Source organism: Rosistilla ulvae, assembly GCF_007741475.1.
Lineage (GTDB): Bacteria > Planctomycetota > Planctomycetia > Pirellulales > Pirellulaceae > Rosistilla > Rosistilla ulvae.
The window spans coordinates 2,286,355-2,309,468 of the sequence record NZ_CP036261.1; the positions used below are offsets into that span (position 1 = coordinate 2,286,355).

A 23,114-nucleotide genomic window follows, 5' to 3' on the forward strand; every position below is an offset into this window, starting at 1 on the left:
GCAGGTTCTTTAAATAAAGGGGGGAAGAGATGGCGAACGACTCGACAGTAAACAACACCTCGGTGAAACCTTCACGCGCGCGAAGCTACATTCTGTTTGGCGTCCTGGGGCTGATGATCATCGCCTTGGCGTACGACTACAAAGTGGCTCGCCCCCAGGTCGAACAGGCCTATGAAGAGCTGGTCCTGTTGAACATCCATGTCAACGCCGACCCAACCGACAAGGTGACGCCCGAAATGGTTTCCAAGGCGCTTGGCAAAACGCCTTCGCGGACATTTAAAGACATGACCGACTTAGTGGAAGTCTACAGTTGGCGAGGTGGGTTGTTCTTCCGTACCCACGATTTGTACGTCGCCTATCGGGAAACGCCGTTGGGAACGCTGATGGCGCGGACCTCGAAATTCAAGTACGACGATCACATGGCGGTATATGAAGACGTCTATGCCAGGATGGGGGTAGGCGTTCCGAATGTAGAGGCGGTCGACGCGGAGTTCGAATCTCCCACCCCGTCTGCTCTGGGTGACATGCTGCCCGATCCACAGTTAGCTGTCGATAACGGGGATGCGTCGGTCATCGCCGTTGTCGAAGATGCGGAAACCATCCCCGCAGTCGAGCTTGCACTGCAAGAATAGGCTTTTTCGGAAAGCCACCTTCTCCCAAAAAGAGCGGCTCATTTGGCCAACTTGGCAATTATAGGATTGCCAAAGCGTTGGCCGAGCGGTTGAATGGTGTCTGGTTGCTAGCAATGCGATGCGAAACATCGCTGTTGCGTGTGGCCAACCCACCATTGGATCGAATCTCGTCTGCCGCAACGCATGCTCTTTTTGACCAAAGGGACGCTCCCTTTTGTGAGCCGTCGCTTTTCTCTCCGCGAGCGTAAAGTGCCGGGACGATCGATTCGATCTGCCCACCTTTGCGTCGTCGCCTGCCCTCCCCCAGCCTCGCGACACGCTCACCATTCCTTCGACTGCAATTGAGGTGAACGTGACTTCCAGTGAGCGATCTGTGGATACTCCCGACGGCCCAATCGAATACGACACTTCGTATTTGAATTCGTTGCGCGAGTTAAAGTTTGTTGTCGTGATCGGTTCGATCGCGTTGGCGTGGACGCTGATCTACGGCGGATGGAAAGGCTATTCGAGCGATCCCGAAGCTGTCGAGATCACCTTGGGGATGCCATCGTGGGTCTTTTGGGGAATCGCGATTCCCTGGTGCGTCACCTCGATGGCAACGTTGGGCTTTGCCCTGTTTGTGCTCCGCGAAGACGATGACGATCTTCTGGAACAGGAAGCGCAAGCTCAAGCCGAAGCAGCAAGCAAGGAGGACGCATCGTGAACCTCGACTCCTTCAATCTCTTGGCGGTGACCGAAGCCGGTACGCCGATCGCCGCGTTGGTCACGTTCATTCTCTATTCGGTCGCCGTCGTTCTGTTGGCGGTCGCCAGCCAGATCGTGTTGCAAAAACGATCGTTCCTGCAAGAGTATTTTCTCGGCAGCCGCAATCTCGGTTGGATCGCTTTCACGCTAACCTTTGCCGCCACCAGCGCTTCGGCCGGTTCCTTCGGCGGCTTTCCGGCCAAAGTCTACAACCACGGTTGGGTGCTGGGGTTGTGGATCGCCGGCTACATGGCGGTCCCGTTGGTTTCGCTGGGGCTGTTGGGAAAACGACTGAACCGGATCTCTAAAGAAACCGGCTCGATCACGATGCCCGAAATGATCGGTTTGCGTTTCCCCGGCCACGCCGTCCGCGGTCTGGCGACGGGGATGATCGTGGTGCTGATGAGCATTTATCTGGTGCCGCAGTTCAAGATGGCTGGCGTGATCTTGCAGTCGTTGCTGCACGATTTCGTCTTTTGGCAAACCGCTGCCGGTTACATGCAGCAACTGACCGCCGACATCCCGATCTTGCAAGCCGATGATCCGGGCTACCTGTTGGGATTGTTTGTCTTTTCGTCGATGGTGATCGTCTACACGTCCTTGGGCGGTTTCCGCGCTGTCGTCTGGACCGATGTGCTGCAGGGGATCGTGATGCTGTTCGGCGTCCTGGGGCTGTTGGTCCTGGTCCTCTCGCAAGTCGGCGGGCTGACCAAAGCGACGCAAACGTTGGCTAAGATGCAGCCGCCCAACTTGGGAATGGTCGAATTTTCGACCGATGGATCGATCGATCAACCGACGCGAGTCGCGATGGATACGTGGTTCGAAGTCGGCCCGGATCGCTTGTTCCGCACCAACGCGGCGGCTTACATCGATCCCGAAACGGGACGCTCTGCCCCGATCAAGACGGTCGAGATCATGGGAGAAGAGGAGAAGCAGCGGATCCGCCGCGATTTGTTGGACGGGGCGGTCCCCGCGTTGCCCGCGGGGTTGACGGTCGAACTGGACGAATTCCATCCCTATGCCTACGGGGCGGGGAAAAAAGGCGTCTACACGACAGCGCCGGGCCCAAGTGCCCGTTCGGAACTCGGTTTCCTGCCGCTGTCGCTCGCCTTTTCGTTCTTCCTGTTCTGGTCGATCGGCGGATCGGGGCAACCGAGCAATATGATTCGACAGATGAGTTTCGATCGGGTGCGGACGCTGAAGCGATCGATGATCTTCCTGACCTTCTATTTCGGCGCGATCTATTTCCCGTTGGTGGTAATCTTTGTCTGCGGCCGCGTTCTGGTCCCTGGCTTGGATCAAGATCCCGACCGGATCATGGCGGCGCTTTCGTTGACCGCCGCGACTGCCGCGGAGGTTCCTTGGCTGGCGGGACTGCTGATCGCCGCCCCGTTTGCCGCGGCGATGTCGACGGTCGACAGCTTTATGTTGATGATCTCTTCGTCGCTGGTCCGCGATATCTACCAACCGATGGTCAAGGGAGATGTATCGGATCGGACCGTCAAGATGCTCAGCTACGGCTGCACGTTTTCGGTCGGCACGATCGTGATGTTGGTCGCGATCAGCCCGCCTAAATTCCTGCAGGATCTTGTCGTCTTCACCTCCGGCGGCCTTTCGTCGTCGTTTTTGGTTCCCGTTTTCCTGGGCGTCTATTGGCCACGCTATAACTCGATCGGCGCCGTCTGCGGAATGCTGACCGGGTTCTTCACGTTCCTGTCGATGTACGGGATCGGGTATCTGATGTACGGCAGCTTGCGGGCATTTGAACCGCTGTCGTTTGATCCGATGATCGTTGGTGTGGTCGGATCGGTGATCGGCAGTCTGGTCGGATGCTTGTCATCGCCGCCGCCACCGCGAAGCATCGTGCAGACGTTTTTTGGTGCCAAGTCGAGGCCGTCAGCGGACCACACCCCAACGGCTTAAGCCGTCGATGAGTAAACGAAAAAAGCCCGGCGCGATTGCGCCGGGCTCCACAGATTCAAGACCTGTGGTCTCCACCCCCATGGAAATTGTTGGGTCGCCTGTCGTTCCCGCCGACGCGTCGAATGGGGATTCGCGTGCCGTGGTCTTATCCGATCAGGCGACCGGAGCGATCATGATCGATAGGGATTCGAAACGTTGCGGTCGCTGGTCCCGGTCGCTTCAAAGCTGGCCGGAACGACCGCCGATCGAGTTCTCGAATCCATCGCCGACGTGCTCGTCGGTGGACTTGGAACCGCTTTGTTGCTCAGCGGTGGGTTGATGCTGTCGAATTCAACGTCTCCGGGCAGCACTTCCATCGGCATCGCATCCTCGTAGTAGATCTCGCCGACTTCGTCACCCATCACGGTCTCGTTGTCGATCATCACGTTGTTGACGTTTGTCTTAACAGGACCTTGGCGGACAACGCCTGGACGGGTGTAGCCGTAGTTCAGGAAGTAGCTGGCGTCGCGTTCACGAGCTCGTTCCAACGCATCCCAATACGCCTTGTCAGCCCATGGTCCTTCGTTGAGGGCGATGTTGTTGTAATCGAGCAGGGTTCCCTTGAGGTAATGGACGTAGGCGATCGATTTGTTGTATTCGCACAGCGAGCGGTAGTATTCGATCTGTGCCAAGGCACGACGTTGTTGACTTTGCAGGACCACGTTGACCGGCGATCGGCCACCTTCGTATTCAGCCAATCGAGCGCGAACTTCTCGCTCCGCTGCGGCCCAGCGTTGGAAACTGTTGTGGATCAGGTCGTAGTGCACCTGCAACTTGCCGACCGCATCGCTCAATTGATGCACCATCGCCAATTCCTTCTCTTGCAAGAACGCCTCTTCGCGTCGCAGTTGCAGTTGAGCATTGCGAACCCGTGCCTTCTCGCGTCGCGATCCGATTGCTGGTGGAGTGAATTCCAATCGTGCACCGACTTCGGTGTGATCCCCTTCGGTCAGATCGGCCAGAGCCGAGTTGGCAAAGGTGCTGCCGGGAATGTTCCCTCCGTCGCGGCTCGATGGCCCCAGTGTGTCGCCGACGCCGACCCAGCGGGCCGAGAACGAAACGTTCAAGTCGGGAAGCATCTGGTTCTTGGCGACCAAGCATTCGAGTTCACGTTGTTTGATGCGGATCTTTTGAGCACGCAGTTCGGGGCTGCGATACAAAGCTTCGGTCGTTAGTTCGTGCCAGTCGAATTTGACGGCGGCCAGCGATGGTTCGTCGATCGGACGTGCAAGCCGTCCATCGGTCGACGCGATGCCCATCAGGTTGCGGAGTTCGCGTTCGCGGCCATAGACGCCATACGGATCGTTGCCAGGAACGTTGGTTCCCGCCAGAGCGGTCGTCAATTGAGCGCTGAAGGCGAAGAACTGTTCTTCGGCTTGAGCGACGTCTTGAGCCGTTCCCGAACCGCTTTCCAAGTTCAGTTGTGCGAAGCGAGCTGTCGCTTGAGCACTGTCGCGAGCGATCTGGGTTGTTTCGACGTTGCGGTAGGCACAATAAAGTTCCCAGTAGGCGTTCTCGACGTCGGCAACCAAGTTGCGGACCAACGATTCGAATTCGGTCAGAGAGCTGTCTTCGTTCAAGCTGGCCAGGACCACGGGGACGCGATTGACCAGCGTGCCACGGTTCCGCATCAATGGATGTTGTACTTGAGCTTCCAGGACGACGGTGTAGTCGCTGGCGACCAGGCGGCCGACGCTGTCAGGCGTAATATTGTTGCGTGAGTAGACAACTCGTTCGCGAAGCGTAGCGACACCACCGGTGGCGAGTCGTTTGGACAACGCCAGTTGTTGGGTGCTGTCCCAGGCCCGGAACTGTTGCGGGTTGAAAATGTTTCCGGCACCAACGTTTCGCGAGCGATCGGTCGTATCGTAGCTCAAGAAGCTGCTCATCTGAGCGTCAAACTCAGACAAAGCGTCTTCGACACCACCAACCTGCGAAGCTCGGATCGCACCACGTGGCAGCGTGCGGTTGCCGTCGCTGTCGACGGTCAATGGCAACGACTGAGTGGTCGATGATTGAATCGCTGGATCGAAGGTCGAACCCAATCCGTCGGGCGAACCGCTCAGAATCTGAGCCGCTGTGTTCTGACGTTGTTGGGCAGTACCCGACACGGTGCGAAGGATCTTGCTGTTGTTCAGCGCGATCGAAACGCACTCTTCCAACGTCACATCCCAGAACTCGTATTCGTGATTGTCGACCGTCAGCGGAGCCTTGGCTTGCAAGACATCCTCCAACTTGGGTAGCTCGACATCCGGATACTCAATCGCGGTTGCGGTGTCCAAATAGTGCGATAGATCGCCGTCCTCGTGCAGGTAGAACGGTTGCGTAGGTGTACGACAACCCGTTGCCACGACGAGCAGCGCGATCTGCAGGTAGACTGCGTATTGATATTGTTTGCGATTCATCCGTCTCGGTTTCCTCTGATGGGTCGCGCCCCAGCTCCACTAACTGGATAACGCAACGATCCCTGGAAACCCCCCTCAACACCCCGACCCCAAAGCTGGGCGTACTCGTGTTGCTGCAATCGTTATCGTCAACGCAACCGGCAAACTTTGACATTTCACTCGGCGATTCCAGAATTTCTTTTCGATTCGATTAACGCCAACAAAAACGCTCGGTTTTTCGACAGCTAGCAATCCGCCGCCCACCGCCCGATACTCTCCCATCGCCGGCAACCGACGCTAGCGGCTTGTCGGTTTAATCACAACGAGCTTCCTTGCATTAGCCGTTTGGGCGTTAATGGCAGCGGAACCGAGGCTAACGCCCAATCGACTGATTAAACCGACGAGCCGCTAGCATCCACAGATCGTCGGCACTGATTGGCGCTCGATCGCTTGGCCGTCATGCTGGACCAAGATCTAAAATCAACTGAAACACTTTCCAATCGCGCGTTCCCCGCTGCGAAGTACTTGTTCATTGTTGCAAAGCCTGCGAATCGCCCATGTCCCCTCCCCTTTCCCGAATCACATCCCGCTGGAAATCGACGACGATCCTAGGCGTTCTGTTTTGGAGCGGCTGTCTGGTGGCGATCGCGATCGCTGCCCGAACCCATCGCGCCGAAGCGTCGCGAGTGACCGAATTGGCGACTCACTTCATGCAGTCGCGCGATCGGTTTCGGATCCAGCTGCCCGATGGACCGCTCCGCCGCGGCGACGCGATCTTTGCCTTAGATGCTAGCGGCCAGTGGACTCAAGTCGGACATGCGATCTCCAGCGACGAATCGAGCTCGCCGCCGTCGGCTGAAATCCTTTGGTACGGCTCGCAGCCGGCATCGCATTACGGTTTCACCTACTGTCGCAATCGCGGCACGCTAGCCGAAGCTGTCGAGATCTTGCTGCCAGCCGAGCGACGAACGGTGATCCTAAATAGGATCGCCGCAGCCCAGCGGTTGCACGGCCCCGAACTGACCGCCGCCTTTAAACCGATCATCGAACAGACGCTCCGCGAAAGCGTCCCGGTGATTCAACAGGCGTTAGTTCGGGCGGTTACGGCCCATCAAGCCGAATTTGACGCGATCGGCAAGCGTTTCGAAGCCGAATTGATCAACCAACGCGTCGTGCCGCTGGTGCGGTCACAGGTGCTGCCGATCGTCCGAACCCACGGCGAACCGGTCGCCACAGCGATCGGGCAAGAGATCTGGGATCGGGCGTCCTTGTTCCGCTTCGGCTGGCGGATCATGTACGACAAATCGCCTCTGCCCCAGCGCGATCTCAGCCAGCAGGAATGGGAGCGTTTTATGGAGACCGAGGCGATCCCGGTCTTCGAATCACACGTCGACCAGATCGTCGGGGCTGTTAAAGCGATGTTGCGGGACGTCGTGAAAAACGAAGCGGTTCGCGACGAGTTCACTCAGGTTTTGCAAGAGGTCGCCAGCGACGATCAATTGCAAGCGTTGGCCGGTTCGATCGTTCGCGATGCGATCATCGACAACCAGGAACTGCGGCAGGTCTGGCTGAAAAACTGGCAGACCGCCGAAGCGCAGCAGGCGATGCAGTTGGCCAACGCGCGACTGGAACCGCTGGTCCGCGAGATCGGCGACGAGATCTTTGGGACGCGAGAGACGGGAATCAGTCCCGGATTCGCTCGCGTCTTAAGAACGCAGATCCTTAATAAAGATCGCCGATGGATGGAAGCGACCATGCTGCCGCAACCGCGGCGGGAGGATCAACCGGCGATCGCTGCAATCGACGAACTACCCCACACCTACCCGCTGCTCTTCTTTGCCGATCACCCGTCCGAATGAAGCCGGCACGCTCCCAGCGAATCGCCGACGCGGGCGTAGAGTTCGCGGTGCGCTGCGGACTGCTCGACCAGATCGTCGTCGAAAACGATCCGACCGGGTTCAAAGATCGTGATCGTCGATGAACCGCCAAACCGGAAATAACCTTTTTCGTCCCCCTTGGCGACCGGCGAACCGGGATCGTAGGTCTGGCGGATTCCGCCGACACATGTCGCCCCGATTTCCATCAACAAGACCGTTCCCAGTCGTTCGGTCGTCAGTGCCGTGATCGTTCGCTTGTTGGTCGCCAGGATCTGGATGTTCTGGCGCAACGCGATCGGGTTGACGGAAAACAGCGGGCCGTTGATCAGCCGCGCCGGGCCAGGTAGGCCTGCGGCGGGAAAGTGAAAGCGGTGGTAATCGACAGGACACAGTCGAGACAATAACAAACTTCCCGACGCGTACCGGCTAGCCAATTCGGCATCTCCCAAGAGCGTCGGCAGGTCGAACATTTCCCCTTTGACGAACAGCCCGTCGCAATTTGCCAGATCGGGGACGCACAGATGGCGGCCGTCGGCGGGGAAGACAACCTTGGACGGATCGGGATCGATCGGCCGTGCCGAACGTTTCAGCTGACGATAAAAGAAGGCGTTAAAATGTTCGAACTCCTCTGGCCGCCGCATAAATTCATCGGCATCGAGTTCATATTCTTCGATAAAAGGGGCGATCTTGCGCCGCGTTCCGGGGCGGTCCATTTGCCAGCCATACCAATGCGAGAACAAAGCTCGCTTGACCAACGCATGTAGCGCGACCTTCCCCGCTGGCGTTCCATAGGTCCAACGGAGCGATTTGTCGCCGTACACCTTCTCGCGACAGACTTCGCCGCGGTATCGATCGTAATAGAGTATTTCGTCCATGGTTTCACGCGAGCCAACGATCCAAAGTCGTTTTCGGTTTCGATGCAGGGAGGCCAACTTTCGGGCGTTTGGTCCCCAGGTTTTCGTTGCCAAACGCCAACGAATTGTAATCCAACCACGCGTTGGGCCCATAGGTGCGACGCGACGTTCAAATTATGCTTGCTGAACGCCCAAGAATCGCTGGCTCCGAATTAGTGTTCTGTTTTTCAGACCACTAATCTCCGCTGATCGACGCTAATCGTGCCGGTCAAAAGGCTGAGCGGTCTGGCTGTAGAACGCTCAAGAATTTCTGGCTCCGAATAAGCCCGGATCCGCGAAGATCAGTGTTCCGTTTCTCAGACCACTAATCTCCGCTGATCGACGCTAATCGAGGCGGTCAAAAAGCTGAGCGGTCTGGCTGCAGAGCGCTCAAGAATTTCTGGCTCCGAATTAGTGCCGATAAGTGCGGATCAGCGTTCCGTTTTTCAGACCACTAATCTCCGCTGACCGACGCTAATCGTGCCGGTCAAAAAGCTGAGCGGTCTGGATGACGAACGCTCACGAATTTCTAGATTCCAATTAGTGCGGATCAGCGAAGATTAGTGTTTCGTTTCTTAAACCACTGATCTCCGCTGATCCTCGCCAATCAAGCCGGTTGAAAAATTAAGTTGTCTGGTGGCTGAGCGCTGGAGAAGTTCTGGATCTGAATGAGCGTCGATTAGGGCGGATCAGTGTTTCGTTCTTCAAACCACTGATCGTCGCTAGTCAACGCTAATCAAGCAGGTCGAAAAATTAAGTTGTCTGGTGGCTGAGCGCTGGAGAATTTCTAGATCTGAATGAGCGTCGATTAGGGCGGATCAGTGTTTCGTTCTTCAAACCACTGATCGTCGCTAGTCAACGCTAATCAAGCAGGTCGAAAAATTAAGTTGTCTGGTGGCTGAGTGCTGGAGAACTTCTGGATCTGAATGAGCGTCGATTAGGGCGGATCAGTGTTTCGTTTTTCAGGCCACTGATCTTCGCTGATCCTCGCTAATCAAGCCGGTTGATAAATTAAGTTGTCTGGTGGCTGAGCGCTGGAGAATTTCTAGATCTGAATGAGCGTAGACTAGGGCGGATCAGTGTTTCGTTCTTCAAACCACTGATCTTCGCTAATCGACGCCAATCAAGCCGGTTGATAAATTAAGTTGTCTGGTGGCTGAGCGCTGGAGAATTTCTAGATCTGAATGAGCGTCGATTAGGGCGGATCAGTGTTTCGTTCTTCAGACCACTGATCTTCGCTGATCCTCGCTAATCAAGCCGGTTGATAAATTAAGTTGTCTGGTGGCTGAGTGCTGGAGAATTTCTGGATCTGAATGAGCGTAGATTAGGGCGGATCAGTGTTTCGTTCTTCAAACCACTGATCTTCGCTGATCCTCGCTAATCAAGCAGGTTGAAAAATTAAGTTGTCTGGTGGCTGAGTGCTGGAGAATTTCTGGATCTGAATGAGCGTAGATTAGGGCGGATCAGTGTTTCGTTCTTCAAACCACTGATCTTCGCTAATCGACGCTTATCAAGCCGGTGAGGGGACGATGTTGTCCGACCGTTGTTTTTGCAAGATTCCTTGGTGAGCTTCTTTAGATTCCTCTTGCGGTTCGGCGCTCGCCGCGATGCGGCGGCTTAAAATCTGGTCGTCGGTTCTTACCAGCGGATTTGAGCCGCGTGGGGGCGAGAGTTAGCAGCTACGGGGATGTGGCGGAGTTGGCGGGGACCAGCGGTTGGAGCATGCCGGTGACTTCGGCGAACGTTAGGATCCGTGCGTAGCGGTCGCGGAGTGTCGCCAGCGACGCTTCGTGCAGCTCGGGCGTGACGGTGGCACAACAGTCTTCGACGACGGTCACCAGATAGCCTAGATCGCAGGCGTCGCGGACTGTCGTTTCCACACATTCATTGGTGTAGACACCGACGACAAACAGCGATTCGATCCCCATGTTTTTTAGCACGTAGTGCAAGTTGGTCGACGAAAAAACGCCGCTAGCCGTCTTGTTGATCACGATTTCGTCACGCGACTCATCGGGGCCGACGATCTCTAAAAAATCGGCTTCACGCGATCCGGGCGCCGCCAATAGCCCGAGCCGTCGATGCCCTTTGCTGCGGTCGCGCCCGTCGCGGGTGAGCGCTTGGATCCGCGTGTGGATTACTTCCAGTCCGTGAGTGCGGAAGCCGTCTTGCAGACCGCGAACGTTTGGCAACACCGTCTGCTGCAGTCGATCGAAATAATACTCCTGCGCCTCCTGAGGCACTCCGCTGTTCATCGCATCTTTAAAAACGCCATGCCCGGGAGCGGCATCGAGGTATTGCAGATCGATGCACAATAGCGCCGTCCGCCCCTCGACCAAGAACTCCCGGTGGGCGGGGTTCTCGACAAACGATTCGTGATAGACCTCTTTGAGCGGATCGACGTGTTCGTTATCGGTCATCGGCAACTTTTCCTGACAGCGGGTTTTGTTCGGGTGAAATATTCGGAGGTTCAGTTGGTGGCGGAACTCAGCTGCACCAAGGTTTGTAACATCAAATTTGCCCCCGCTTCGATGTCCGACCAAGCTGTCCATTCGGCAGGCGAATGACTCTGCCCGTTTTTACTGGGCACAAAGATCATCCCGACCGGAACCATGCTACCCATGATCTGGGCATCGTGAGCGGCTCCGCTGGGCATCCGTAGGTGATCGAGTTCCAGTTTGCTGGCCTGATCCATCAACAGTTGGACGATCGCGTCGTGGCAAGCAACCGGCCGCAGATAACTCTTCTGTGCAAACTCAAACATCAGATTGCGGCGACGAGCGATCGCTGAAAGCGCTTTGCGAAAAGCCGTCCCGAGTTCCTCGAGCACCGCTTCGCTGGTATCGCGAACGTCCAAGGAGAATTCGACCAGACCGGGGACGGTATTGGTAGCCCCCGGCAGGATCTGGGCTTTGCCGATCGTCGTGCGGCTGCGATCGCTGCCGTTCTCTTCCAGGATCCGCGGGATTTCATGAGCGAAATCAGCAAGTCCCATGAAGGCGTCGTTCCGCATTTCCATCGGCGTCGTCCCGGCGTGGTTCGCTTCCCCACGCAACGTGACCGCCCATGTGAACAGCCCGGTGATCTCGTCGACCACTCCGACCGCCTTCTTGGTTCGATCCAAGACCGGTCCCTGTTCGATGTGCAGTTCGATGTAGGCGGCGATCGATTCGGGAACCCGAGCTGCGTCCAAAGCTGACAACGCATCGTGACCGTGCCGCCCCAATTCGTCGCGCAACAGAACGCCGTTCATGTCGGTCGTCGTTTCCAACGACTGAGGATTCAGTTGGCCGCAGACGGCTTGTGAACCAAACATTCCGCCAAAGCGGCCCTCTTCGTCGCTGAACGCGATCAGTTCGAGCGTCCTGTCGGGTTGGAAACCGGTCTCTCGCAGCGTCCGCAGACACTCCAGTCCGACCACGACACCAAGCGTTCCGTCTAACGCACCGGCACACGGCACGGTGTCGATGTGCGAACCGACCAGCACGCGCGGGGCGTCGGTGGTTCCCGAAAGCTCTCCCGAGATGTTCATCGCACCATCGGTCGACGCGATTAGGTCCGCTTGTTCGATCTGTTGTGTCAGCCAGCGTTTGCCCTGGATGTCGGCGTCGGTGAACGCCATCCGGTAGATCCCACGATCGGATTCGCGGCGGCCAATTTTGGCCAGCGTCAGGATGTCGCGTTTGATGCGTTCGAGGTCGACGCGGATTTCCATCATGGTTCCTGTAGAGAAAAGATCCCCGGCAAAGCTGCCGGGGAAGCGTGAATGAATCAATCGACAGCGGGCAGCGGCATCCCTTCGACATATTGGCCGTGCAAGATGTGCAACTGCAAAGCGTGGTTCATGATGATGTCGTTGCGGCGAGCGATCGTGTGATCGGTCTCCTGCCACGCTTGATCGATGAAATCACGCAGCTTTTTCGTGTCGAAGACGCCCAACGCCGCGATCCGGGCGTCGGTCAACCAATGGTCGATCATGTCCTGCAGCGCCGCCCGAATCACCGGCGACGTGTGGGCTGGCGGAGCCATGAAAGCAAACTTCTTCCGCTCGTACAGTTCTCGCGGCAAGACGTTGACCATCGCCTCTCGCAACACCCACTTTTCGATTCCATCGCGGATCCGCACGTCGGGCGGAATCGTGACAGCGTATTCGGCGATGTGATGGTCCAGGAATGCCGGGCGGGCTTCCATGCTGTTGGCCATATCCATTCGGTCGCCACCCCAAGTCAAGATCTGCCCTTCGAGCATCGTCTTGCACCAGGTGTATTGCGAGACGTCCAAGCGATGTCGGCCGCGAACCTGATCCGGATCGATCGCTCCGGCAACTTCGGCAACGGGATCGTACTGCTGCATCAGATCTTGCATCGACGACGACAACAGCGGCCGGACGCGGGCCAGCGTCATCATCCAGGGCTGGATCCACGATGGCGTGAAGCCACACAGATCGTCCCAGGCCGGGTGACGAAGATCCTCTTCGGCCAGGATCGCTCCGGCAAAGATCCCCGCATCGTCCTCGCGCCCCAACCAATCGCGTTTGAAGAACGGATAGCCGCCAAAGAGTTCGTCGGACCCTTCGCCGGTGATTACCGCTTTGTAATTACAAGCTCGCACGCGGCGGCTCATGTGCCACTTGGCAACCGCCAGCGTGTTGTAGAACGTCCGTTCGGCGTGCCACGTGGCTCGTTCGAAAGCAGGTCCATAGAGTTCCTTTTCGGTAAGCAGCAGCAGTTCCTGCTCCGCCCCGGTCCGCTGTGCCATCAGTTTGGCGATGTTCGATTCGTCGTATTCGTCGCTGTCGAACGCGATCGTAAAGGCTTTGATCGGCGATTGTTGCAGCGTCGTTGCCAGCCCCAAGATCGAACAGCTGTCGATCCCCCCCGACAGATAACATCCGACCGGCACGTCGGCTTCCAACCGCGTCGCGACCGCGTCGATCAAGCGATCTTGAACGCCTTGCACGTATTCTGCTGGATCGGCGTTTTCGACGTGTGATTCGGGGAACTCGAGATCCCACCAACGCTTGAGCGATGTTTCCAAGCGGCCGTCGCGCTCTTGAACGATCAACATATGACCGGGCTGCAACGCCTGGACGTCTTCGAACGCCGTCGATCCCGGCACCATCACCTGCATCATCTGGTGTATGACTGCTTTGGGGCACATCCGCGGCTGGATGTCGGGATGTTTGAGGATCGATTTGACCTCCGATCCCCAAGCGATGCCGTTGTCGTTAACGGAATAATAGAGCGGTTTAACGCCAAAACGGTCGCGGATCAGGATCAGCCGTTTTTCGCGGGCGTCGTACAACACGACGGCAAATTCGCCTCGCAAATGTTCGACAAAGCTGAGCCCGTATTTGCGGTACAGCGGCAGCGTGATCGCACTGTCGCTCTTGCCCCCCGTCGTCAGCGTTTCACACGCCAATTGAGTCCGCAGCTTTTTGTAGCCATACAATTCGCCGTTGACCGTGACAGCCAGTTCGCCGTCGCGCGATTCGATCGGTTGGTGACCGTGATCCAAACCGACGATCGAGAGCCGCGTGTGCCCCAGGGCGAGCCCTTTCTCTGGGTACAGTCGACTGCCGCGATCGTCGGGACCGCGGTGATCGAGGACGTCGAGCATTTGGTCGAGCGCGGTGCGCAGTTGACGTTCGCTAGTTCGCGATGGGTTCCAGAATCCAGTGATTCCACACATGGTTAAATTCGCTTTGTACAGTTCGTGACGAAGTGAGTTTCAGCGGTGGCGCGACGCCGCGGGTCGCGCGCGTTCCGGCCGTGGCAGGTGCTATAGATCGCTGATCCGATTGAGTCGCTGGAGCACCGAGACCAGCAGCGCTTGGCGGACGAAGACCGCACCGGCCGCTTGGGCGAAGTAGAGGTTGTGATCGGTGTCGTCGAGATCTTCGGAGAGTTCATCGTTGCGAGCCAATGGATGCATCACCACAGCCCCCGGCTTCAGATCGCTGGCGAGTTCCAATTTGTAACGGCCATCGAGGTTCCGATAGCTGTCACCGAGGAAGGCGATCGAATTGACATAGACGACATCCAGCTCTTTGAGAACCTTCTGCACGTCGTTGGTGACTTCGATCGGGATCGGCGATTGTTCGATCGGTTCGGTCAAGTCGAGCCCAACCGGATCGGCCATTTCGGAGACCAGCGTGATCTTGGAAACCGCGCCGGCGAACATCAACGACAACCGCAGGAAGCTTTTCACAGCACGCATCGATCCGGGCGTACCGATGATTCCCAAATGGATCCGCCGCTCGGGCGGACAATCGGGGCGGCACAGTTCGGGACGCCATTTCAGCAGCGCGTACCAATCGATCAACGCCTGAGTCGGATGATGGCCGCTGCCATTGCCGGCATTGATCAACGGACGCTGCAGATTCTTTTGGATCTCTTCGATCGAATTTGTATCGGGATGCCGCATGATCACGATATCGCCGTACGTGTTGAACATCTCGCCGATGTCGGCCAGCGATTCCCCTTTGGCGATTCCGGTCACCTGCCCATCGGGGACCGACAGAACTTTGCCGTCGAGTCGCAGCAGGGCGCTTTCAAACGAGAGCCGCGTGCGGGTACTCGCTTCGAAAAACGCAGTGATCGCGATCTTGCCGTCAAGCGGCTTTTCCATCTCGACGTTCCGCGTCTCCAACAGCGCCGCCAACTGCGCCAGCGCGACGACAGTGCGGCGATCGAATTGGCGGGGGTTTAAGATCGATTGACCAGCGAGCGCTTCGAGCGCTTCGCGATCGATCTTGCCATCGGTGACATCCAACAGACGCTGCGGATCCAGCAGCTGGCCTTTGGAGTTCGATGCATTGGGTTGCAGTGCGAGCGATCGTTGTTCTTCCGTATTCATAAAATGATGCCCTACCAAATGCGGTTTTTTCGCAAATCACTAAACAAGAACCCAATCAACAGCACTGCCCCGGCAGTACACAGCAAGAGTCCCCCCAGCACGATGACTTTCAAAAGCCAGACCGGAAATATTAACATTCGAATCCCTCCTCCGCCGCCCGTCGATCGCGGTCGGGCGTCCTGTTTTGTTGTGACAATTGCTTGAAGTCGAAGCGATCGGGAATCAGCCATGTCAGCAACGCGAAAACGATTCCCGATACCGTCGCGCCAATCAGCGATGCGACGAACCATCCGATGGCAAAATAGGCAACCAAGCCCAGGCTGCTGCCAGCGACCATCGCGGCTCCAGCAGCCCACGGACTGGGGCGACCGAAGTAGAGTCCGCCGACGATCGGCCAAATACAACTGCCCACCATGGGGCCTGCGAAAAACAAGACGGTTGCTAGCGTGCCGATGTTCGCCCAAGCGATCGCCCAAGCGATCAGCCCCAAGATTAGAATGCTCAGCACCGACAATTTGCGTTTGGTCGTATCGTTCAGATCGCTTCCGGCGGCTCGTTCGAAGATGTCGTTGACCATCAGATCGCTGGTCGCGGCCAACAGGCTGTCGATACTGGAGGCCAACGAGCAGAAGACGATCACAAACACAAACAACGCTCCGCCAGTTCCCAACAGCGTCGCCGCGACCAATGGACCGGCGATGTCGGGCTGGCTGATTCCAATCCCCAGTGCCGGCGCGGCCAAGCCGAGGAAGCCGGCGACGATTGGAACTGGCAACCACAACAGCCCGCCCAAAGCGTAAGCCTTGGGGCCAACGCCTTCGCGCATCGCAAACGCCCGGCTCCACCAGACGTTGCTGTGAAAGATCTCGCCAAATCCGAATAACATGTTGTTGAACACGGCCATCAGCGCTGCCGGAAACAGGACCGACAGCAGCATCGGCCGCTCCGTCTGCAATTGGGTGTGAACGTCGGCGATGTCGACGTGCAATAGGACCGCGATCGCCACGACGACCAAACCGACCAGGATGATCAGGCTTTGGATGAAATCGGTTCCGATCACGGCGTACATTCCGCCAAACAGAGTATACAGAACGCAGACCCCCAGAACCGCTGACATGCCGACTTCGTAGGGGATTCCCGACAGCACATTCAACAATTTGCCGCCGGCCATCGCCATCGAGATCAACCATGTCATCGCGTAGAAGAGCGAGATGACCAGGAACGGGATCGCGCCGAGTTGCCCGTAGCGGCGGCGAACAAATTCGACGGCGGTGTAGCCGTGAGGCATCAGTTGCCGAATCCGGCCACTCATCGGCGCAAACGCGAACAATCCAAAACTGGCTGTCGAATAGGTCAACGCACCCCAGACACCCAGTTGCAGTGCGAACTGCGGCGCGAGCATCGTCGTGTTCGATGTGATCCATGTCGCCACTGCAGTCGCCGTTCCTAGGGCGAGTCCGACGTTGCGGCCGGCGACAGCAAACCCGTCGTACGACTTCGCTTGCCGTCCCCACCAGATTCCAAGTGCAATCCACAGGATGCCAAACGTGATCAACAGCGCGTAACCGGCGTTGGGGCTGAGGATCGTGTTGGCGAAAATCGGTCCATCGATCATGATCCGCTCCCTTCGCTGCGAGGTTCTCCATGCGACGTCCGCCACGTTCCGACAACGATCAGGCCGATGATCGCAAGGAACACGACCATCCCACATGACAGTAGCATCAGTGAAAACGACAGCGACCAATGCTTGACTTCGACTGAAGCGGGGACCGTCGACCGGGCCAATTCGTTGCCGTCGCTATCGAGTGCGCGAACGTTAAACCGATAGGTTCCATCGGCCAGTCCCGAGATAAACGCTTCGGGAAACAAGCCTCGATAACGCGACAACCCCGTGTCGTCGATCACCTGGTACTCCGTCGCCTCCGCGACCTCGTTCCATCGCAGCGTCAGATAACCTTCTTGAACTGCCGTAAACTCGGTTTCGGAGAATCGCAGCGGATCTTCCGCAGCGGCGGCGAGGGAAAATGAAAATAGAAACGCTAGGGCAACAGCAGCCAATCGCAAGCAACCGTCCTCATTGTGGTGGTGTTGATGGTTTGTGCTGTAAGCACTTCGCTGAACGGTTTTGCCACGGGCACGCGATGTTTACCGCTCTTCTCCAGTGAAATCGCCGCTGCCAATGATGAAGCGTTCGATCGTATCAGAAATTGTTTAGAGCTGAAAGTATTGTGACGCGGTCGGTGGGGGCAAAGTTGGTTTTGGCAATTTGCCGAATGCGAGCCGCGATCCATCGCCAACCCGTCGCTCCGCGTCGATTTGTAGGCAGCTTCATTTTTTTGCCACAGAGGACGCGGAGGCCACTGAGTTTTTTTCGTAGGACAGATTGGCTGACGAAGGTGTCGCGCCCGGCTGCTTGTCTGCTGATTACGGGAAGCTTGGAAATTGAGGAACTTGGTGCCCGTGGTTTGGGGATCCGTTCATTCGCGTTGATTAGTGTTATTCGCGGGCAGCTGTTAATTCGCAGGCAGCTGATTCGGCTCACGGAGGCGCAGAGCTCACGGAGCAAGCGGCCGGTGAAGCGCGCTAACAACGCAACATATTAAAAATATAGATCCGCTCCCTGCCCGTCCCATTCGCGCTATTGGCGGGCAGATATTTTTAAACGCAGAGGCGCAGAGGTCGCTGAGTTTTTGTTCGGTAAGACAGGTCGGTCGACGAAGGTGCTGCGCCGGGTTTCTTGCCCGCAGGTCACTTGAGACTTGCGAAGCTTGAAGATTGAAGAACTTGGTGACCGTGGTTTGGGGGAACGGTTCTTTCGCGTCGATTGGTGTTATTCGCGGGCAACTGATTTGGCTCACGGAGGCGCAGAGCTCACGGAGCAAGCGGCCGGTGAAGCGCGCTAACAACGCAACATATTAAAAATATAGATCCGCTCCCTGCTCGTCCCATGCGCGTCGATTGGCGTTATTCGCGGGCAGATATTTTTAAACGCAGAGGCGCAGAGGACGCAGAGGTTTGGTTTGGTAAGACAGGTCGGTCGACGAAGACGTCGCGCCGGGCTTCTTGCCCGTTGCTCCTGCGAAGCTTGCGCTTCTTGAAAATTGAAGAACTTGTTGCCATGGTTTGGGGAGCCGATGATTTGCGTCGATTGGCGTTATTCTCGGGCAGTTTCGTTTCTAGCCACAGAGGACGCAGAGGTCACTGAGTTTTTGTTTGGTTAAGAATGATTGGTCGTCGAAGACGCTGCGCCGGGCCGCTGATCTCGCGAGTCTTGGGAATTGAAAAACTTGTTGTCGGTGGATTCGCGGGAGCCGCCCTTTCGCGTCGATTGGTGTTATTCGCGGGCAGATATTTTTAAACGCAGAGGCGCAGAGGACGCAGAGGTTTGGTTTGGTAAGACAGGTCGGTCGACGAAGACGTCGCGCCGGGCTTGCTGGCAGCGGATCACGCGAAGCTTGGAAATTTGGGATGACGTACAGAAGCCTTTGACCTGCGTGCTCTCGTCTCCATTTCGCGTCGATTTGCGATATTCGCGGGCAGCTTCCATTTCTAGCCACAGTGGTCACGAAGGTCGCTGAGTTTTTGTTTGGTCAGGACTCTGTGTTGGTGGGATCGACGCATTTCCTTTTGGCGTGCCAGTGCAGGGGACTGAGGCTTGGTGGGCTTTCGAACCGTTGCCAACGACGCTCGCTGCGGTCACAATTCGAAGCGGTTGCGGCGGGAGCGTTGCTGGGGCAGCGGTATGTTTCCGGCGTGACGCTGGGGCACGTGTTATTTAATCCTCCGCCGGGGCTCGTTCAAAAGAGAACTAATGCCATTGCTTACTCATGAAGATCAGATCGTCGCCGCGATCCGGCAGATCATCCGTGCCGTCGACCTGCATTCGCGTCAACTGGTCAACGGACATGGCATGACGGGGCCTCAGTTGGCGGTGTTGCAGGAGGCGGAGCGTTTGGGGCCGGTCTCGCCGAGCGCTCTGTCGCGAGCTGTCCATTTGAGTCAAGCGACGGTGACCGGGATCCTGCAGCGATTGGAGCGACGAGGATTGATCCAACGTGAACAATGTGTTGCCGATCGGCGATCGGTCCTGGTCCAAACGACACCCGTCGGACAACAATTGCTGACCGCATCCCCCTCGTTGTTGCAAGACCGCTTCCGCGATTCACTCTCGGCGCTCGAGGATTGGGAGCGGTTGCAAATCTTGTCGACGTTGCAGCGGGTGGCCGCGTTGATGGATGCCGAGCATATCGACGCCGCACCTCACCTGACCTCCGGCGATATCCCCACCCCAATCGACGACCTGCCCGCTCAGACCCCATAACAATATAACAAACCGAAGATTGTGGACGCGAAGCGAGAGGCCGATCGAAATGTCGATGCGATCGCAGGCAAACTGAAAACTGAGGCTCCCCCGGTCACCCCGGCGACTGCCTCGCTCCAAATCGGAACCCCACACGCGACGCCACAACCAAATCGCCTCGGACGGACCGAATGCGACCTCCGCAAACCGACGAAATTAGAAACGTTATCCGAAACTGGAACAGGGACAAAACGAACGATGAAGATTGAACAACGCCTCTTTGGCACCACGCCCGACGGCGCTGCGGTGACGCTGTTTACGTTAACCAACAACCACGGCAATTCGGTCGAATTGATCGATCGAGGGGCGACGATCGTCAGCGTCAACGTCCCCGATCGCGATGGCAAGCGAGCCAATGTGAACCTTGGTTTTGCCGCTTTGGATGGATATCTGCAACGCCATCCTTATTTCGGAGCGACGGTTGGCCGGGTCTGCAATCGGATCGCTGGCGGGCGGTTTGCGATCGATGGCCAAGAGTATCGGGTTGCCCAGAATTTGGGAGAGCATCATCTGCATGGTGGCCTGGTCGCCTTCGACGCTTTGATGTGGACGGCCGAACCGATCCAGACGTCGTGGCAAGTCGGCGTGCGGATGCGGTTGGTCAGCCCCGACGGGGACGAAGGCTATCCCGGCACGCTCGACACGACGGTCGAATTCACTTGGAACGACGACAACGAATTGGCATACACCTTCACCGCTCAGACCGACGCTCCCACGCATCTGAACCTAACCAACCACGCCTACTGGAATCTGGCGGGTGCGGGATCGGGAACGGTTCGCGACCATCAACTGACCATCGCCGCCGATCGCTCGCTGGCTGTCGATGACGATCTGATTCCGACGGGAGAGCAGAGTGAGCTGGAGGGGAGCGTCTTGGATTTCCGCGAGCCGAGAGCGATCGGCGATCGAATCGACCAATTGCCCGAAACCAAGGGCTACGATCATTGTTATGTGCTGCGGGGCGAGCCGGGAGAATTGCGAAGCGCCGCCTACGCTGTCGATCCGGCCAGCGGACGGACCATGGAGGTGCTGACGACGCAGCCCTGCATGCAGCTGTATACCGGCAATCATTTAAGTGGCCAGGCCGATGCGGGTGGGTATGGTCAGCACGAGGCGTTTTGTTTTGAAACGCAACATCCTCCCGATGCCGCCAACCAACCGGCCTTCGCGTCGACGCGGTTGGATCCGGGGCAGACGTTCCGACAATCGACAGTCCATCGCTTTGACGTCGTCTAGGTTTGGACGCCCCGGGGTGATTGAAACGCAGAGGCGCTGAGATCGCAGAGTTTTTGTGCGGGAGCGTCGGCAGGCACAAACCCTGAATCCCTTTTCGGTCCGGGCCGGTCGACTCGTCGGCTCCAGCAGGCCGAGATAGAATAGGAAAGGGCGTGGGAGCGCGTTGGCGATGGGGCGTTGACGACGGTCGATTGCGGCGTGTGAAGCGGCGTGGTAATCTTGTCGCAGTTCATCGATCCAAAGGTCGCTTCCCCAGCGAAGCGCACTCCTTCCCCCAATTCCCCGATCAATTGAAAGCAGGTGCGATGGCAGCTACCACAATCGAAGTCAAAGAAGAAGTCGTGGTTGTCTACTTTTCCGACGGGAAGATTCTCGACAGCCAACGCATCGAACAGGTCGGTGGCGAACTGCAAGCCGCCGTCCCTCAAGCGATCCACAAAAAATTGTTGTTGAACTTCCGCGGTGTCTCGTTCATGTCTTCGGCGATGATCAGCAAACTGGTCTCGTTGAGCAAGGCGTGCAAGGGAGCGGGCGTTGAAATGAAGTTTTGTGAGGTGTCGCCCAACGTGATGGAAGTCTTTAAAATCACCAAGCTGAACAAGGTCTTTGACATCAAGCCGGCTGAGGATAAAGCGATCGCCAGCTTTGGGAAAAAGAGCTGGTTCGGTTAACAGCTGGTTGTTGTCCGAGTTCCCGTTGTGGAATTTGAGCTTGCAGCTGCGTTCTCTTTTTGACAACTGCGAGTCCGATGAGCGATCAAGAGAATCTTTCGAATCATTCCGCTACCGAATTGGCGGAACTGGAGCGGACTTGGATGTCCCACGAGCTGCATGATGGTTTGATGCAGTGGGTGGTGGGGGCCAAGATGCAAGCCGAATCGCTGCATGCCCGCAGCATGGATGGCAAGCCTCCCACAGCTGACCAATTGCAGTATCTCGGCACGCTACTGTCGCGCGCCGTCTTGGAAGGGCGGCGGTTGATGGCGGGACTGCGGCCGCCGGAATTGGATGAATCGGATTGGCACGTTGCGTTGACTCATTGGGCCAATATCGCTCGCACCGGTTGCCAAACCGCTGTCGAATTTAACCTCGACCCCGCGACCCGCGTTGTCAGCGATGCGATGCAACGCTGTGTCTACCGGATCGTCCAGGAATCGGTCGGCAACGCGCTGCGGCATGCCAAAGCGGAGAACGTCCGGGTCGATGCAAAGTTTGTCGACAGCGACTTGGTCATCACCGTGCAAGACGATGGGATAGGATTCGATCAAGTGAGTGTGGGCGCCGACCGCTACGGACTCAAAGGGATTCACGAACGAGCTGCCCTACTCGACGGCTCCGCAACGGTTCAGTCGCAGGTGGGCAGCGGCACAAGAATCGAAGTCACCCTACCACGCTGAGTCGAGCGTTCCGCGAGGAACGCCGCGCTGAAACCTACCCGCCGATGCCGGCTATCGGATCCACGTCATCGCACGCAGCTCAGTAGCCACAGAGCGCGCAGAGAGCACCGAGGTGGCGTCTCTTTTTAATGCCAGCGAGCAACAACGTTTGCCGATGTTCCGATTTGTTGTGTGCTCAGTAGCCAGCGAAACCGACGCATCTGCTCTCGCCGGAATCGCGGAGTCCTGATCAGGCGATCCTCCTCGCTACCTAAAAACTCCGTGACCTCTGAGTCCTCTGTGGCTTAAAAGAAATCTGCCCGCGAATCGCACGAATCGACGCGAATGAGGAGCCTTGGATCCGCAGGCGATGATCTTTTCAACTTTCAAATTTTCCGCTGCCCGCGTGATTCACCACCAGCCATCTCCGTGTGCTCCGCGCCTCTGTGAGCAGAAAAATCAGCTGCCCACGATTAGCGGGCAAGAATACCAGCGTCTCTACTCGTGCCGGAATCGCGAGCCCTGATTGGTCGATCCTAGTCGTCCCATAAAAACTCCGTGACCTCTGGGCCCTCTGTGGCAGGAAAAAGAAGGTGCCCGCGAATATCGAGAACGGGGGAGCCGAGGCAGATTGCAGAACGATGGACTCCGCTATGGTTTTAGCCACAGAGGGCGCAGAGAACACCGAGGTGGCGTCTCTTTTTAATGCCAGCGAGCAACAACGTTTGCCGATGTTCCAGTTAGTTGAGTGCTCGGCAGTTAGGAAACCGGCGCATCTGCTCTCGCCGGAATCGCA

Annotated in this window: 16 protein-coding genes; 8 read left to right on the plus strand and 8 right to left on the minus strand. The window is 57.2% G+C overall.

Annotated features, from left to right (window positions below; translation table 11 throughout):
• The first annotated feature begins 62 nt into the window (after positions 1-62).
• The 3 genes from EC9_RS08300 (at position 63) to EC9_RS08310 (ending at position 3,299) form a co-directional block, all read left to right on the plus strand.
• On the plus strand, positions 63-632 hold the full coding sequence (locus tag EC9_RS08300; RefSeq protein WP_145343979.1) for a hypothetical protein: 570 nt from the start codon (positions 63-65) through the stop codon (positions 630-632).
• Positions 633-1,005: 373 nt separating this feature from the next.
• Positions 1,006-1,335: a hypothetical protein gene (locus EC9_RS08305; protein ID WP_145343981.1), complete on the plus strand. Its 330-nt coding sequence runs from the start codon at positions 1,006-1,008 to the stop codon at positions 1,333-1,335.
• Positions 1,332-3,299 carry a sodium:solute symporter family transporter gene (locus tag EC9_RS08310; protein ID WP_145343983.1) on the plus strand — a complete coding sequence of 656 codons (1,968 nt, stop codon included), beginning with the start codon at positions 1,332-1,334 and terminating at the stop codon, positions 3,297-3,299. The genes EC9_RS08305 and EC9_RS08310 overlap by 4 nt, the downstream gene beginning before the upstream one ends.
• Before the next feature lie 170 nt (positions 3,300-3,469).
• On the opposite strand, the gene EC9_RS08315 is transcribed toward EC9_RS08310, so the two are convergent.
• Positions 3,470-5,743 (minus strand): TolC family protein, encoded by a 2,274-nt coding sequence (locus EC9_RS08315; RefSeq protein WP_145343985.1) that lies wholly within the window; start codon positions 5,741-5,743, stop codon positions 3,470-3,472.
• A 536-nt stretch (positions 5,744-6,279) separates the two neighbouring features.
• Between EC9_RS08315 and EC9_RS08320 the strand changes: the two genes are divergently transcribed.
• Positions 6,280-7,581: a hypothetical protein gene (locus EC9_RS08320; protein ID WP_145343987.1), complete on the plus strand. Its 1,302-nt coding sequence runs from the start codon at positions 6,280-6,282 to the stop codon at positions 7,579-7,581.
• Here EC9_RS08320 and EC9_RS08325 read toward each other — a convergent pair.
• The 7 genes from EC9_RS08325 to EC9_RS08355 form a co-directional block, all read right to left on the minus strand.
• Positions 7,566-8,474: a phosphatidylserine decarboxylase gene (locus tag EC9_RS08325; protein ID WP_145343989.1), complete on the minus strand. Its 909-nt coding sequence runs from the start codon at positions 8,472-8,474 to the stop codon at positions 7,566-7,568. The two genes, EC9_RS08320 and EC9_RS08325, sit on opposite strands and share 16 nt — an antisense overlap.
• Before the next feature lie 1,697 nt (positions 8,475-10,171).
• Positions 10,172-10,909: a cysteine hydrolase family protein gene (locus EC9_RS08330; protein WP_145343991.1), complete on the minus strand. Its 738-nt coding sequence runs from the start codon at positions 10,907-10,909 to the stop codon at positions 10,172-10,174.
• Between the two features lie 50 nt (positions 10,910-10,959).
• A complete protein-coding gene (locus tag EC9_RS08335) occupies positions 10,960-12,198 on the minus strand; it encodes a Zn-dependent hydrolase (RefSeq protein WP_145124089.1) in 1,239 nt (412 codons plus the stop codon).
• Between the two features lie 62 nt (positions 12,199-12,260).
• Entirely contained in the window at positions 12,261-14,180 is a 1,920-nt protein-coding gene (gene asnB / locus EC9_RS08340) for an asparagine synthase (glutamine-hydrolyzing) (RefSeq protein WP_145343994.1), read from the minus strand.
• Positions 14,181-14,270: 90 nt separating this feature from the next.
• Positions 14,271-15,347, minus strand: coding sequence for an aspartate/ornithine carbamoyltransferase family protein (locus tag EC9_RS08345; protein WP_145343996.1), 1,077 nt, complete (start codon positions 15,345-15,347; stop codon positions 14,271-14,273).
• Between the two features lie 130 nt (positions 15,348-15,477).
• Positions 15,478-16,962 (minus strand): sodium:solute symporter family protein, encoded by a 1,485-nt coding sequence (locus tag EC9_RS08350; RefSeq protein ID WP_145343998.1) that lies wholly within the window; start codon positions 16,960-16,962, stop codon positions 15,478-15,480.
• Positions 16,959-17,405, minus strand: coding sequence for a hypothetical protein (locus EC9_RS08355; protein ID WP_145344000.1), 447 nt, complete (start codon positions 17,403-17,405; stop codon positions 16,959-16,961). Before EC9_RS08355 ends, EC9_RS08350 begins: the two co-directional genes overlap by 4 nt.
• A 1,753-nt stretch (positions 17,406-19,158) precedes the next feature.
• Here EC9_RS08355 and EC9_RS08360 point away from each other — a divergent pair.
• From EC9_RS08360 to EC9_RS08375, 4 genes are all read left to right on the plus strand, one after another.
• The gene (locus tag EC9_RS08360; protein WP_145344002.1) at positions 19,159-19,668 is read left to right on the plus strand and encodes a MarR family winged helix-turn-helix transcriptional regulator; all 510 of its coding nucleotides are present in this window, start codon (positions 19,159-19,161) and stop codon (positions 19,666-19,668) included.
• 237 nt (positions 19,669-19,905) lie between these two features.
• Positions 19,906-20,943: an aldose epimerase family protein gene (locus EC9_RS08365; protein WP_145344004.1), complete on the plus strand. Its 1,038-nt coding sequence runs from the start codon at positions 19,906-19,908 to the stop codon at positions 20,941-20,943.
• Positions 20,944-21,248: 305 nt separating this feature from the next.
• Entirely contained in the window at positions 21,249-21,614 is a 366-nt protein-coding gene (locus tag EC9_RS08370; RefSeq protein WP_145344006.1) for an STAS domain-containing protein, read from the plus strand.
• 77 nt (positions 21,615-21,691) lie between these two features.
• Positions 21,692-22,339, plus strand: coding sequence for a sensor histidine kinase (locus tag EC9_RS08375; protein WP_145344007.1), 648 nt, complete (start codon positions 21,692-21,694; stop codon positions 22,337-22,339).
• Positions 22,340-23,114 lie beyond the last annotated feature (775 nt).